This is a genomic window from Allorhodopirellula heiligendammensis (assembly GCF_007860105.1).
Lineage (GTDB): Bacteria > Planctomycetota > Planctomycetia > Pirellulales > Pirellulaceae > Rhodopirellula > Rhodopirellula heiligendammensis.
On the sequence record NZ_SJPU01000001.1, the window covers coordinates 358,598 to 373,286 of the forward strand.

Genomic DNA, 14,689 nt, shown 5'->3' on the forward strand with positions numbered 1-14,689 from the left:
TCGATCTCGAGCGGGACCAGAGGTCCCATCCTACGAACGAAGCCTGGGGCTCACACCCCAGGCTTCGATCTATTGTCGGTTAGCGACTATTTCTGTTGCTCTAGAGCAGCTTGGGCTGCAGCCAGACGGGCGATTGGCACGCGGAATGGGCTGCACGAAACGTAGTCGAGACCGACCTTGTTGCAGAATCCAATCGAGGCCGGATCGCCACCGTGTTCGCCACAGATACCAATCTTCAGCTTGGTTTTCTCGCTGCGGCCCTTCGTGACACCCATCTCCACCAATTGCCCCACACCCGCTTGATCGAGCGATTGGAACGGGTCAACGGGCAGAATCTTTGAATCAAGATAATCGGGCAAGAATCCGCCGATATCATCGCGGCTGTAGCCGAATGTCATCTGAGTCAAGTCATTCGTACCAAAGCTGAAGAAGTCAGCGTACTGAGCAACTTCGTCGGCCGTCAAACATGCTCGTGGGATTTCGATCATGGTTCCGATCAGAATATGCAACTCGCCTTCGAACTTCTTGGCGGTCTTGGTTTTTTCGATCGTCGCCTCGACTTGTTCACGCAAGATGCGCAGCTCGGCAGCGGTGCCCACCAACGGGATCATAATTTCTGCAATCGCGTCGATATTCTTCTTGGAGCAATTGATCGCGGCTTCCACGATTGCTTGCACCTGCATCTCGAGAATTTCGGGATAGGTGATGCTGAGTCGGCAACCACGGTGGCCGAGCATCGGGTTGGCTTCGTGCAACGCTTCGCCACGTTTCTTGATGTCGGCTGGCTTGACGCCCAACTCGTCAGCCATTTGCTTTTGGCTGGCAGCATCGTGAGGCAGGAATTCGTGCAGTGGTGGATCGAGCAAGCGAACGGTGACGGGCAATCCGGCCATTGCTTTGAAAATGCCTTCGAAATCTTTCCGTTGGAACGGCAGCAACTTCTTCAACGCAGCCCGACGATCGTCGTCGGTATCAGCGAGAATCATGGCCCGCATGTGGATAATGCGATCGGCTTCAAAGAACATGTGCTCGGTGCGGCACAGCCCGATGCCTTCAGCACCGAAGTCACGAGCGCGTTTGCTATCCGCTGGAGAATCGGCATTGGTGCGAATCTTCAGTGTGCGATACTTGTCGGCCCATTCCATCAATTGTGCAAAGTCGCCCGAAAGCTTCGGTTCTTGCGTTTCGACTTCGCCGGCCATGACATCACCGGTCGCCCCGTCGAGGCTGATGGTGTCCTTAGCACCGAAGGTACGAGTTTGGCCTTCGGCGTTCACAACTGTGATCTTCTTGGCCTTCTCGTTGATCGTGACGTCGCTAGCACCAGCGACACAGCACTTGCCCCAACCGCGAGCAACCACCGCGGCGTGACTGGTCGCACCACCCGTGCTGGTCAAGATCCCGTCGGCAGCAGACATGCCTTCGACGTCTTCTGGACTGGTTTCGCGACGGACAAGGATGACCTTTTCGCCCGCTTCGTGGCGTTCACGAGCTTCTTGAGCGGTGAAGGCGAGCTTACCAACGGCGGCCCCTGGCGAGGCGTTGAGACCGCGGCAGAGCAAATCGGCGGCGTTGCGAGCAGTTGGCTTAAACGACGGCAACAGGCAGTGGGTCAAGTCCGAGGCGGGCACCCGCATGACGGCTTCCTTCTCAGTGATCAAGCCTTCCTTGACCATGTCACAAGCGATCTTGACGGCTGCGATGCCGTTTCGCTTGCCGGTCCGAGTCTGCAGCATGAACAGCTTGCCCTTCTCGATCGTGAACTCGATATCCTGCATTTCCGAGTAGTGATCTTCGAGCTTCTTCTTGATCTCCATCAATTCCTTGTGAGCCGCTTTATCCCACTTGCCCATTTCGGCAACCGGCTGTGGGGTACGGATACCAGCGACAACGTCTTCGCCTTGAGCGTTGATCAAGAACTCACCGTAGAACTTATTTTGTCCGGTGTTCGGGTCGCGAGTAAAACCAACACCCGTGCCGGAATCGTCGCCCATATTGCCGTATACCATCGCTTGTACGTTGACGGCCGTTCCGATCAGATTGGCGATCAGCGAGTTACCCTTGGCAGCTTCGATGCGGCGATAGGAGATCGCGCGGTCTGCGTTCCACGATCCGAACACGGCCTCGATGGCGAGCTGGAGCTGCTTGATGGGATCCTGCGGAAAATCTTCGCCTGCTTGTTTCTTGTAAACCGCTTTGTATGCGTCACAGAGTTCACGCAAGCCTTCGGCGGGGACATCGGTGTCCTCGGTGACCTTGTATTTCTTTTTGACCTTATCAAAGGCTTCTTCGAAGCTGTGGTGGGACAAACCCATCACAACGTCGCCGTACATATTGATCAAACGACGGTAGGCATCGTAAGCGAATCGTTCGTTCTTAGTGGACTTGGCAAGTCCCTCGGTGGCCGTGTCGTTGAGGCCGAGATTGAGGATGGTATTCATCATGCCCGGCATGGAGACGGCCGCACCGCTGCGGACGCTGACAAGCAGCGGGTTATCATTGTCGCCGAACTTCTTGCCGAGCTCATCTTCGAGTTCGCTGACCGCTTCATTGACTTCGTCCATCAACCCGGCGGGCAATTGCTTGCCGTGAGTGTAATAATCTCCGCAGACTTCCGTAGTAATGGTGAAGCCGGGAGGCACGGGCAACCCGATGGAGGTCATTTCAGCGAGATTGAGTCCTTTGCCGCCCAGGAGGGCTTTGGGGTGACCCTTGCCTTCGGTTTTCTTTTTGCCGAAGTAGTAAACCATTTTGGCTGCGTCAGATTTCTTTGCCATCGTCGCTAACTGTCCCTATGGGGGTTTTTGGATCCAAACCGGCCCAAACCATCAGATCAGAAGCATCTGGCCGCCTCATGGCGCGCGAATCGCGATTGGTTTAGTACCGTCAATGAGCGGGAAAGCGTATTTGCAGGATGGCATTTGGTCAATCGTGTGGCGGGGGTTTCAGCGTTAAAATGCGTGCATTTTAACGATTCTCACTCATACACCCGTGCCTTTTTGCCGCCATTTCGATCTTGATATCGCACCCGCTCCCCGATACGCTCGTCGAGCCGTTACATGGATGTTTCACGCGAGTCATGGGCCTGGGAGGCCGACCGATGCGCAATTCCCAAAGTTTTTGGCGTTTTCTGGAACGCCTGCTGTTCACAGACAACTCCAGGAAAGCCGCCCGAGCATCTCGATTTCGGCGTTCCCATACCAGTTCGGATAAGCAAGTAGCGGAAACGAATCTGGCCGTCGCGGGGGCAGACGCAGACTCGATGACGTCGCACGCGTCGCGAGAGAGCGAATGGGACTCGTTCGAAAACAGTACGGTCGACCTCGATTGCACCGACGGCCCAGCGGCCTCTGATTCCGGGATCTGGAAGCGAGGGACTCCAGTCACCGGGTTACTGCAACGCCACTCAATTCGCACCAAACTGCTCTTTGGCGTCATTACGCTGACGCTCACCATTGTGTCATTGACGATCGTTGGGCTGATTGGCTTCTATCGGTATCGGGCACTTGCCGATGCCATCAGCACGCGAGCTAGAGAACTGCCGATGGCGACCGACTTGAGCGAGCGGGCGACGGCCGCCCGCGACAGCAATACGCGAATTTGCCTGATGAAGTCGCATGAGGGAATGATCGATTCGTTCGGGTCGTCAGAGTCCTCCTTGTTCGCACAAAATGACCTGCAATTTGAGCGTGGCAATTTCAATCAAGTGATGTTCGACTTGACGATGGCGCTGGATCTATACGCCAATGCGATCGGGGTCGAGTGTCCGTCAGATGAGTGCGAGGTCTGCGATCAATCGCCGCCCGTCGAGGAGGGAGACTTGGCCGCCACCCTGATCGACACTCAAGAGCAGCGTGCATCGGTCAAGGCAATCGCCAGACGGATTCAAGAAATCGATCGCATGCGACAAGACCCTCGCTCGCTCGTGGTTTATTCTCAGAAAGGATGCAACGACCTCTCGGGAAAACTCGCCGCATTGGTTACCGAAACGCACGACCACCTCGCGTTGATCCACAGCCAAATGGCGAGTTTCAGCAACCATGTCAAAATGCAACATCGCGCGGGGATTGCGATTGCCTGGATCGCACTGGGGTGCGCCGCTCTGATCACGATGGCCATGGTATGGTTCTTTCAAATGATGGTCATCGGACCATTCAGCAACCTTGTGATGGGTGCCCGCTTAGTCGCGCGCGGCGAGTATCGCCACCGCATCGAAATGGGGAGCGATGACGAGATTGGCGAGCTCGGCGAAATCCTCAACGAAGTCACCGATCGCTTTCAAAAGAGCCTCCTGCACATCCAAAGCATCTGCCACGACAAAGATGAAGAAGTGAAAATCCGATCTCGCGAAGTGATCCGCAACGAACAACTCGCCGGCATCGGATTTCTCGCGGCGGGCTTCGCTCACGAAATCAACAACCCCATGGCCGCGATTGCCTGGAGTGCTGAATCCCTCGAGTCGCGGGTCAACGACCTCATCATGCTCCCCGAAGAAGACCGTTTGGTGGACGAAGAGTTGATGGAAACGCTCCAGGAGAACCTGCAGCGAATTCAAGGCGAAGCCTATCGCTGCAAGTCAATTACCGAACGGATGCTGAGCTTTAGCCGCGTCGGACACGTCGAACGTGAACACGTCGACGTCAGCCCGTTGGTCAATGATGTCGTCGAGATGATCGGCACACTCGGCCAGTACAAATGCAAGCACATTCATGTCGACGTCGTCGAACCGGTCGCCGCCTATGCCAACTCACAGGAAATTCGCCAAGTCATCCTGAACCTCGTTACCAACGCGATGGAAAGTGTTGATAGTGACGGCCGCGTCGATATCATCCTGCGCAACGAAGGCGACTTTGCCAGCATCCGAGTTCGCGATAGTGGATGCGGGATGACCGCAGAGGTGATGCAGCACCTATTTGAGCCATTTTACACACGTCGCCGTGACGGCAATGGCACAGGACTGGGACTGAGCATCTCGTATCGCATCGTGTCCCAACACGGTGGGCAGTTGATTCCTCGCAGCGAAGGTGAGGGATTCGGCTCGGAATTCGAATTACGGTTGCCCATTGATAAAGTCGCCAGTCGCAGCAATTCCTCCAAACCGCACCTCCATGCGGCGAGACATTGGCAGAATGCCGAACCTCAAGCCGCGTAAACCGTCGCTTGGGACTGGGTCTCAACCGAACCCTCGGGAGCAGGCTCACCAAATGGACGCCTCCGACGGGACGGTGCCGGTCTCCTGTCGCACTCGCCTCTTCAACATTCCCCTCGTTTCATCACCTCCTCCGATCAAACCATGACTGACAAGCGAAAAACGACCGCCAAAGCAAGCGCCGCTGCCGCTGAGAACGCTCAGTCAAGCATGCATATTTTGTTCGCCGACGATGAGAAACCACTTCAAGAATTAATGCGGAAGGAGCTTCCGCGGATGGGTTACCGCGTGACGGTTTGCCCGGATGGGGTGACGGCGGTGGAAACGATTAAGCGTGAACGCATCGACTGCTTACTGGTCGACCTCAACATGCCGGGTTTCAATGGCATCGAAGTGATTGCTCAGGCACGCGAGATTCGACCTGAGATCGAGGCGATCATCATGACAGCGAATCCGTCGACCGAGACGGCGATCGACGCGATCAAGCACGGCACGTTCGACTACCTCACCAAACCGACGCGCCTGGCGGATATCGCCACCTTGCTTGGCCGAGTCAGTGAACGGCGTGAAGGTAAACGCTTGCTTTCGGCTCTCATGCATCGGCTCCAACGCGCCGAGGGCCACAGCGACCTGATCGGCGGCCATGCGTCGATGGAAGCTGTCCGCAAATTAATTGGACGGGTCGCGCCCACTGACTCTACGGTATTGATCCGGGGAGAGACCGGCTGCGGGAAAGAACTGGTAGCTCGCGCGATCCACAGCCAAAGCCTACGTGCTGAAAAACCATTTGTCGCCGTCAACTGCGGTGCGCTGCCAGAGAACCTTATCGAGAGTGAACTCTTTGGGCACACAAAAGGCTCCTTCACCGGCGCCGATACGTCACGAGTTGGACTGTTTGAGGTCGCCAATGGCGGCACCCTGTTTCTCGATGAGATTGGAGAGCTACCGCTCGCGGTGCAAGCCAAGCTGTTGCGGGTGCTAGAGACCGGCGACATCCGTCGGCTCGGCGACAACGAGAGTCTGCATGTCGACGTGCGAATTGTCTGCGCCACACACCGCGACCTGGAGAAAATGGTGGGGGAACAGACATTCCGCGAAGACTTGATGTTCCGCATCAATACGTTCGAACTTCGCGTACCCCCACTGCGTGAGCGGATCGAAGATCTCGTTACGCTCGCGTCGCATCTACTGCGTCGCCATCGCCGGGATGGCGCTGACGATCAGCTCTTCACTCCCGAGGCGATCGCTGAACTTCAGGGTCACCAGTGGCCAGGCAACGTGCGTGAACTCGCCAATGTGATCGAGCACGCATCCGTCCTCTGTGATGCATTGCCGATCGGAGTAGAACACCTACCGGCTCATTTTTCGCAGCGAAAATTGCGGGATGATCTCGTCGGCACCGCTCCAATGTCCCTCAAAGAGCTGGAGCAACTTGCGATCGACCGCAGCATGAAGCGGCACGACGGAAACAAAAAGGCGGTGGCTGAGGAACTCGGCGTCAGCTTAAAAACACTCTACAATCGCCTCAACGTAACTGCGGAAGCGGAAGCCGCTTAAGTAACCGTTGGCGATCCGTAGCATCTTCCGATGTTTCGCTAACAATCCACCTGGAACGTGAGCATCCGAAGCATCATCGAGCGAACCTTCTGCTGGAGAGGCAAGTTTTAATAAATCTTGCGTGGGCGAGCTTCGCGATCACACTCCGAGCGATCACATTCCAAGCTACGGACGCTGCCCCCCTTCCCTCCGTGTCAACACCATCAAGCAACATCGCCCCGCGAGGCGATGTTGCGTTCCTCACCCAATGGACGCCATGGTTGATCCTGCCGTTGACGAAACGCACATGGCCGCGGCTGTCGAATTGGCGTGGGCTGGCCTCGGGTCAGTTGAGCCCAACCCCATGGTCGGCTGCGTGATCGTCCGCGCTGGCCAAGTGATCGGGCGTGGGTGCCACGAACGATTCGGCGAGGCGCATGCCGAAGTTAACGCGTTGCATGACTGTTTACAAAATGGGCATGACGCGAAGGGCGCGACCGCCTACGTCACTCTCGAACCGTGCTGCCACCACGGTAAGACCCCACCCTGCGCCGATGCCCTGATCGCTGCCGGGCTTGCCCGCGTCGTGATCGCGGTCGTCGACCCCTTTGAGCAAGTCTCCGGGGGCGGTGTCGCGAGATTGAAAGACGCCGGGATCGAAGTCGACACGGGGGTCGCAGTTGAACTCGCCACCAACCAACTCGCTGCATATCTGAAACGAGTGCGGACGGGTCGTCCGTGGGTGATTGCCAAATGGGCGATGAGCATGGACGGGCGGATTGCGACGGCCACCGGGCAAAGCCAGTGGATCACAGGCGAATCGGCCCGCCGCGAGGTACATGCCTTACGCGGCCGGATCGATGGGATCGCTGTCGGCATGGGCACCGTCCTGGCGGACGACCCGCTCCTGACCGCCCGGCCAAGTGGGCCCCGCACTCTCAATCGCACTCTCAATCGCATCGTCTTCGCACAAACGCGAGTGCCTCCTCTGGATCGTCAACTTGTAAAAACTGCAACTAAAACGCCGCTGTGGCTGATCGCTGGGCCGCTGGTTCGAGACGCAGATTTGGCCGCGCTGAGCGGCCATGGCGCCAGGGTGATCCGCTGTCAAAATCCAGATCCTATCGCCATGATTGATGAGGCGCTGCTGCGACTTGGCGGGCGTGATAATCCCGGCGGCACCCCCCTCACAAACCTGATGGTTGAAGGCGGCGGGCGGCTGCTGGGCAGCTTCGCTGCAGCTGAGCAAATTGACGAAGCGCATGTTTACATTGGCAGCAAATTGATCGGTGGCCAGGCGGCTCCCGGTCCGGTGGGCGATCCAGGAATTTCCCAGCTCAATCGATCCATCTCACTCCGCGTTGGCTCGGTCGACCGATTCGACGATGACGTGCGGATCATTTATCGAAAAGCCTCCCAGCACCGTTGAGCAGCTATAATAAGCGACAACCAAGTGCTTTCCAACTTCGGCAAACCGCTCGCACTCTCTCTCACTTTTGCTGCTCACCATGACTCGAAATCGTCTGCTTGCCTGCATCATTTTGATCGCATCGGCCTCGCTCCTAATGCTGACACCAACCATTGGCGAAGAAACAACTAATACTCAGGATATGTTCAAAAAAGAAACCTACGTCAGCTCAGGTGGCGGCGAACTGAAGTATCGCATCCACATTCCGCAATCCGCCAGCACCGATGCCAAACTACCGTTGGTATTGTTTCTGCACGGTGCGGGCGAGCGTGGCAACGATAACGAAGCGCAGCTCAAGCATGGCGCGACCGAGTTCCTCAAAAACGGGCGTGACGAGCAATTCCCGGCGATTATCGTTGCCCCGCAATGCCCTCGCGACATGAAATGGGTTGATGCCGATTGGTCTCAATCCGAGGGCGAGGGTACGTTCATGTCCACCCCCTCACCAACGATGAACCTCGTCTTTCAACTACTCGACGAGGTCATTGCCCAAGGCAACGTGGACACCTCGCGATTGTACGTCACCGGTCTCTCCATGGGCGGCTATGGAAGCTGGTACGCGGCAGCGGAGTACCGCACCATGGCGAGCCACGAGGTTGCCGACGCAGCAAGGGACTCAGGCCGTGCCGCGACCAGTGGCTTCGCCGCCATGATCGCTGTCTGCGGCGGTGGCGATTCCAGCTGGGCCGATCGCTACGACCCTGTTAGCGTTTGGGCCGTTCACGGCGACGCTGACACTGCTGTGCCCGTCATTCGCAGTCGTGCCATGATCGCCGCCTTGGTCAACGGAGGCCATCCAGGGGAAATTCGCTATACCGAACGCGCCGGTGTCGACCATGACAGTTGGACCCAGACGTACGCCGATGATGAAACCTACGATTGGCTATTCTCGCAATCGCGCCAGTAAAGCTGCGGGATTAACGTTTATCTGTCATCGGCGATAACCGACCATGGGATGTTAAAGTAAACCCCGTTGGGATCGCTGATCTTGGGGCCTTGAAAGGGTGGCGCGATCGACGGAGCGTCCCACACCCTGTCGTCGCCGCGAGAGAGCTGCAAGCGGCGGTGATTCTGTCGTACAGGCGCGCAATACCAAGACCGCCTCTCGCCTTCGACGCGTGCTTCCACCATCAGCAGTAGTTCTGGATCGGTGCCATCGACAAAAGCAAAAAGGGCTCCGTTTTCGACATGGTTCGGCTCGCTCTGATACTGATACAAAGGGGCTGTTAGCAATCGCAGTTCACGGAACCTATCTTCGTGAGCAACCTCCTGAATTCGACCGCGGAACTGCCGAGCGAGACGTAATATCTCCAGGCGTCGCACCGAGTTTTTTTGACTTGGCGACGGAACATCCGCCAGCTTAAAAAACTGAATGCCAGGCTCAGTCGGATGCCATACCGCCACATTGTTCAGAGTTGCAGTGAGCGGATCGGACGACAGCGATTGAAAGGTGAGCCGACGGGCAGCGACAGGTCCATCCACTCTGGCGTAGATACTCAGAAAGGCGGCCGGGCGCTCATGATCCGTCCACAGGTACGAGTCGCCGTATACGCTTCCGTCGATCGCGTTGGACCAGCGCAGCAACGAGTTTTCTTTCCGGGTCAGTTCTCGGCTGGACGCATCGTTGCTGATTTTTAGATCCCGAACGACACTCGCGGCCCACCCACTAATCTGTGCACTCACCGATGACTCGGCGGCGGGCGTGGGCTCCTGACCGCGAGCCTGATGCAGGCTAAATGAGAGGGGCAGAATGGCGGTCAAGCCCAGGAGGCTTACGCGCCAGAAAAACGATTGTGCCATGATTTGTCGTCGCCACGAAGTGAATGTGCTCGATCTTCGCAGTATATCCTCGTGCGACGGTCGCAGCATATCCTCGTGCGACGGTCGCTGCCCTAACGCTTATGATTCACCCTCGTTGTTTTTTGGCAACCCACCCGGTCATTCTGCCGTGTCAGCGGTGAAATCTGGGTGCGTCTCAGATAGGATACCGAGCACATTGGCGCGATCGGTTGCGGACAGGTGATCATGGCCGGTGCTAGGGTGATCCCCCGCGAGCACCGCTTTGATCTGGCGAACGATCTCGGCTTTTAAACTCGGTTCCAAAGTTGTGAATGCGTCGGAGTAAATGAGATAGCTACACGGATATTGGAACAAACGTGTTCGGAGATCGAAATCTCGTAACGAGCGGCCCTGAGAATCATGAGGGCCGCGCGACTGAAAGTCCTCGGCGAATACCACAGACCCCCTAATGTGCGCAGTTAACTTCGCCTCGTCACGAAACAGCATCCGATCGACAACTTCCTTCGCAATCATCCCCAGTTGTACTTGCATCTCGGCTTCATCGACTTGACCCACGTCAAGTGTGTCAGCATCGTAGCGGATTTGGCGGGTAAAAAAGTTCGCCCGTGACATCGCGTTGTGCATTTGCGTTTGATGCTCAAGCACCATCAAAGCTGTGATATCGCTATACGGCGACAGATAGTTTGAGGTGTCGAACTCATCACGCAAATTCATCCGATTGCCCGTACCGTTGGTGTCGAGCTGGCCACCTCGAATGAAAGCGTTGCCCATGTGCTGCATGTCACCATGGATTCCCGTGACGTACCAACCACCCCAACGTTGGGAAAGCGGGCTCGTGTCACTTGTGATGAACGATTCCAACTGCGGGTCCAGGCTGCCGTCGTAGGCTGGCATCACACTGCGAACGGTATGGCCGGGCATTCCTTGGGTCAACGACGTCGCATGGCAAGCTAAGCAGTCATAGTTTTGGCGTTCCACTTTCGCTCGCCACGGCGCCATGTCAACGGTATAGAACGCGGCGCCGAGCAGCGGATCTGCCGTTGAGATCCCGACCAATGAACTGCCATTTACCCACGCGAGATAGGTGTCGTCGTTGAAGTACACTGCGCGCGGATTGCGACGCGAGATGTAGCGGACCTGCATGCTCGTTTTCGAAAACACGAGGGTTTGCGAGGATGCGGGTATCTCCAGGGCTGCGAGCAGCGACTCCAGATAGCCCCGCTCACGAGTGTACTGAAGTTCGATCTCTTTGTTCTTGAGCCGGTTGAGCAACCGAGTCACACGATTCTCGCCAGCCGTCTCGCTGTACAAAAAGGGTGCCTCCTCGATGTCGATTTCAGCCGTGAACTGACCAGCGACAGGCGTCGTCGTGAAAGCGAAAAGCAGCAGCGACGCAAGAAATACGGGGCATTTCATGACGGAAACTCGGCGAATGTTAATACCAAACCAAATCTCGCGAGGAAGCGAGACATTTGTTGATTGGTGGGGTTAGACAGGCGGGGGATTCCGTAGAGGGGTCTTCGACTGGGTGTGAACGCGCCTCTACATCTCGCCTGAACCGCAATATATACACCTGAGTGTATAGCTTCGCGGTGAGGATGTCAATGTGTAGCGGGATCGCCGCTCGCAAGTCGCTCCCACGATCAAAACACGCGTCGTTGCAGGTGGTGTGCGTCCCCGCACCTGCCAGTTTTCCTCCATTGATAATCATTCTGCCGTCCCCGGGTTCCTGCGTTCGTGAACTACCGAACGCAGAAGCTCCTTCGCCGTGTGCCTTTCCTCGTGCCTGCCTCACTCATGAAATTGCTGAATGCATCGCGACGCTTTCGTTTCTGCACCATGCTAGTTTGCTGGGTCGTCTTGGCCGAGACATGCCACTCAGACACGTTCACTCCAGTCGCTACTACGGCGGAGACCGGCGAGGCTTGCTTTGATCAATGGGGAACTGAAACCCTCCGCCTGATTCGGGATCGATTTTGGTCGCAAAAATACGGCTTATACACCGAACACGCCTTGATGCCAGACGGTCGCCATTGGCGAGGCAGTCATCCATCGTTCATGTGGGGCGTAGGGGTGCAGTTAAGTGCCTTGAATGCCGCTGCACGCGTTGATCCTAAGCGGTATGTGAACCAAGCGATGGCGTATGCCGACGCGATTGAGGTGTACTGGCTGGACGCAAACGGCGTGGCTGGCTTTGATGTGCAGCCAGGCCCCAAGGAGGCCGATCGCTACTACGACGACAACGCATGGTTGGTATTGGCCCTGTTAGAGCTGTTCGAAATCAGCCATGAGCGGAAATACCTTGATCGTGCCGTCGCCACCTTTGATTTCGTGATGAGTGGTAAGGATGACAAACTCGGTGGTGGGTTATATTGGCGTGAACAGGAAAAAAAAACCAAGAACACATGCACCAACGCGCCGGCGATCGTGTCAGCCTTACGTCTGCATCAGCTCACCCATGAGAAAAGCTATCTCGATACAGCCAAGCAGCTCTACTTGTGGACGGGTCAGCACCTGCAGGACACCGACGGTCTCTTCTGGGACAACATCGACCTTGAGGGAAAGATTGACCGCCGCAAATACAGCTACAATTCCGCGTTAATGATCCGCGCCAATTTGCTGTTCCACGAACTCAGCGGTGCCGACAACTATCTCACTGAAGCCGAGCGAATCGCCAACTCGGCGCGGGCGGCATGGATCCGTGACGAGGGGGCGGTCGACGACAGCGGTCGCTTTGCTCACTTGCTACTCGAGGCGTTTTTAGCGCTCGACGAGCATCACCAAGACGGAAGTTGGGGACAAGTCGTCGTGCGAAGTGTGATCTACCTGCACGATCAAGTCCGCGATGCGGATGGGATCTATGGCAGTCACTGGATCGCGTCTCAGCGTCGGTCTCCCAGGAAAATTTCGCTCCTCGACCAGGCCAGCGCGGCGCGCATCTATTGGCTGGCGGCGGCACATTTCAGCTCGGAAGCTCCATGACCACCCCATCGTCTACTCGCCAGATCATGATCGTCGATGACGAACGCAATATGTGCGAGCTCATCGAAACCGACTTGCGGCTGCGCGGCATTGCCAGCCGCTGGTACACATCGGCGACAGAAGCCCTCGCAGCAATTCACAAACACGATTTCGACGTTGTTTTGACCGATGTGCGGATGCCAGGTACGACCGGACTGCAGCTCTGTCAGCAGTTATCGCGAACACGACCTGATATTCCAGTCGTAGTGATGACCGCATTTGGAACGCTCGAAACTGCAATCAGTGCCATGCGGTCAGGGGCTTACGACTTCATCACCAAGCCGATCGAGATGGATTTGCTTTCGATCACGCTGCAACGCGCAATTGAACACCGCCGGCTGACCGCACAGGTCAGTTTGCTCGAATCGACCTATGACGCAGCGATCCCATTCGGAGAACTTCTAGGCCAGAGTCCCACAATGCGAAATCTGTACGAACATCTGAAACAAGTTGCCGCATCCGACGCGGCAGTGCTCATCACCGGCGAGAGCGGTACCGGAAAGGAGCTTGTCGCTCGCTCGATTCACTCAGGCAGCCGGCGTGCGAACGCGCCATTCGTTGCTGTGAACTGCGCCGCCCTGACAGAAACCCTGTTAGAGAGCGAGCTTTTTGGTCACGTCAAAGGCGCTTTCACCGACGCGCGAGGAGAACGCAAAGGATTGTTCCTCGAAGCGAATGGTGGCACCCTGCTACTCGACGAGATGGGCGAGATGCCCATGTCAATGCAAGTTCGACTGCTACGTGCGCTCGAGGAACGTCGTGTCCGGCCGGTCGGCAGCGACAAAGAGTATTCGTTTGATGTGCGCGTATTAACCGCAACCAATCGAGACCTGGAAACTGCCGTTGCGGAAGGCCGTTTCCGCGAAGATCTCTATTACCGGATTAACGTCATCGGAATTGAACTGCCGCCCCTGCGGGCACGCGGTACCGACATTCTTCGACTCGCAGAGCATTTCCAAGAACAATTCGCCGCGAGCGAAGGCAAATCGGTATCGGGATTCGGTGAGGGCGTTGCCGAAAGATTGCTCAGTTATGCATGGCCTGGCAACGTCCGCGAACTGCGAAACGTGATGGAACGTGCTGTCGCACTGACGCGATACGACACTATCACCCTAGAAGACCTGCCTGACAAAATTCGCAGCTTCCATGAAGGAGAAATGTTCATCGGCGGTCTCGACCCGAGCGAATTGGTGCCGATGGAAGAGATCGAACGACGCTACATTCACCACGTTTTGGACGCTGTCGGTGGCAATCAGAGCCAAGCTGCACGCATCCTCGGTCTCGACCGCAAGACGATCTACCGCAAACTGAAATCCGTGTAGCGGATTTCAAATCTGGACGGTGCACCGATTCAATGGGCGACTATTTCTCGCACGGTACGGCATCCATCATCCCGCACAGTGCCGCTACCGACCGTACTGCTCTCACGTTGCTTGGAGCGTGGTAGGTGGCTCCCGTATCTCTGCCTCCATTCACAGCGTGCATGCGTAAAACACCAGCACATCCTGTTGAAACCCGCGACTCTCCCGCGACGAGTGCGGACGACACCCCCGCTGGCAACTGCACCGCCTAGGAGGCAATGCGCACCGCAACACAGCCGGTAAGACGCCTTATTCCTCGCGGCTCCCCACAACAGGTTCCCATCGCTGAATTGGCGCACTGAATGCAACGCTCTGACAAGCGTTACTCATTTCTAGCAGCGTTTGCCCATCGTT

Annotated in this window: 9 protein-coding genes; 6 read left to right on the plus strand and 3 right to left on the minus strand. The window is 56.7% G+C overall.

Features of this window, described 5'->3' with window-relative positions; all coding sequences use genetic code 11:
* Window positions 1-86 precede the first annotated feature (86 nt).
* Window positions 87-2,777, minus strand: coding sequence for a pyruvate, phosphate dikinase (gene ppdK / locus Poly21_RS01345; RefSeq protein WP_146405221.1), 2,691 nt, complete (start codon window positions 2,775-2,777; stop codon window positions 87-89).
* Between the two features lie 323 nt (window positions 2,778-3,100).
* Here ppdK and Poly21_RS01350 point away from each other — a divergent pair, with 323 nt between their 5' ends.
* The 4 genes from Poly21_RS01350 to Poly21_RS01365 all read left to right on the plus strand — a co-directional run bounded on the left by Poly21_RS01350 (window position 3,101) and on the right by Poly21_RS01365 (window position 9,060).
* Complete coding sequence (locus Poly21_RS01350) at window positions 3,101-5,152, plus strand: sensor histidine kinase (RefSeq protein ID WP_146405223.1); 2,052 nt, start codon at window positions 3,101-3,103, stop codon at window positions 5,150-5,152.
* Between the two features lie 207 nt (window positions 5,153-5,359).
* Entirely contained in the window at window positions 5,360-6,706 is a 1,347-nt protein-coding gene (locus tag Poly21_RS01355) for a sigma-54-dependent transcriptional regulator (RefSeq protein WP_146406754.1), read from the plus strand.
* A gap of 256 nt (window positions 6,707-6,962) precedes the next feature.
* Window positions 6,963-8,114, plus strand: a complete 1,152-nt coding sequence (gene ribD, locus Poly21_RS01360; RefSeq protein ID WP_146405225.1) for a bifunctional diaminohydroxyphosphoribosylaminopyrimidine deaminase/5-amino-6-(5-phosphoribosylamino)uracil reductase RibD — start codon at window positions 6,963-6,965, stop codon at window positions 8,112-8,114.
* 79 nt (window positions 8,115-8,193) lie between these two features.
* Entirely contained in the window at window positions 8,194-9,060 is an 867-nt protein-coding gene (locus Poly21_RS01365) for a carboxylesterase family protein (RefSeq protein ID WP_146405227.1), read from the plus strand.
* Between the two features lie 17 nt (window positions 9,061-9,077).
* On the opposite strand, the gene Poly21_RS01370 is transcribed toward Poly21_RS01365, so the two are convergent.
* Together Poly21_RS01370 and Poly21_RS01375 are read right to left on the minus strand one after the other, a co-directional pair.
* Window positions 9,078-9,953 carry a hypothetical protein gene (locus Poly21_RS01370; protein WP_146405229.1) on the minus strand — a complete coding sequence of 292 codons (876 nt, stop codon included), beginning with the start codon at window positions 9,951-9,953 and terminating at the stop codon, window positions 9,078-9,080.
* Window positions 9,954-10,091: 138 nt separating this feature from the next.
* A complete protein-coding gene (locus tag Poly21_RS01375) occupies window positions 10,092-11,369 on the minus strand; it encodes a hypothetical protein (RefSeq protein ID WP_302117156.1) in 1,278 nt (425 codons plus the stop codon).
* Between the two features lie 381 nt (window positions 11,370-11,750).
* Between Poly21_RS01375 and Poly21_RS01380 the strand changes: the two genes are divergently transcribed.
* Window positions 11,751-12,935, plus strand: coding sequence for a glycoside hydrolase family 76 protein (locus tag Poly21_RS01380; protein WP_146405231.1), 1,185 nt, complete (start codon window positions 11,751-11,753; stop codon window positions 12,933-12,935).
* Window positions 12,932-14,296, plus strand: coding sequence for a sigma-54-dependent transcriptional regulator (locus Poly21_RS01385; RefSeq protein WP_146405233.1), 1,365 nt, complete (start codon window positions 12,932-12,934; stop codon window positions 14,294-14,296). Before Poly21_RS01380 ends, Poly21_RS01385 begins: the two co-directional genes overlap by 4 nt.
* Window positions 14,297-14,689 lie beyond the last annotated feature (393 nt).

What these genes read in the sequence shown, in the direction of transcription:
- ppdK (WP_146405221.1), bottom strand. Translation starts at nt 2,777, where the DNA reads ATGGCAAAGAAATCTGACGCAGCCAAAATGGTTTACTACTTCGGCAAA.
- Poly21_RS01350 (WP_146405223.1), top strand. Translation starts at nt 3,101, where the DNA reads ATGCGCAATTCCCAAAGTTTTTGGCGTTTTCTGGAACGCCTGCTGTTC.
- Poly21_RS01355 (WP_146406754.1), top strand. Translation starts at nt 5,360, where the DNA reads ATGCATATTTTGTTCGCCGACGATGAGAAACCACTTCAAGAATTAATG.
- ribD (WP_146405225.1), top strand. Translation starts at nt 6,963, where the DNA reads ATGGTTGATCCTGCCGTTGACGAAACGCACATGGCCGCGGCTGTCGAA.
- Poly21_RS01365 (WP_146405227.1), top strand. Translation starts at nt 8,194, where the DNA reads ATGACTCGAAATCGTCTGCTTGCCTGCATCATTTTGATCGCATCGGCC.
- Poly21_RS01370 (WP_146405229.1), bottom strand. Translation starts at nt 9,953, where the DNA reads ATGGCACAATCGTTTTTCTGGCGCGTAAGCCTCCTGGGCTTGACCGCC.
- Poly21_RS01375 (WP_302117156.1), bottom strand. Translation starts at nt 11,369, where the DNA reads ATGAAATGCCCCGTATTTCTTGCGTCGCTGCTGCTTTTCGCTTTCACG.
- Poly21_RS01380 (WP_146405231.1), top strand. Translation starts at nt 11,751, where the DNA reads ATGAAATTGCTGAATGCATCGCGACGCTTTCGTTTCTGCACCATGCTA.
- Poly21_RS01385 (WP_146405233.1), top strand. Translation starts at nt 12,932, where the DNA reads ATGACCACCCCATCGTCTACTCGCCAGATCATGATCGTCGATGACGAA.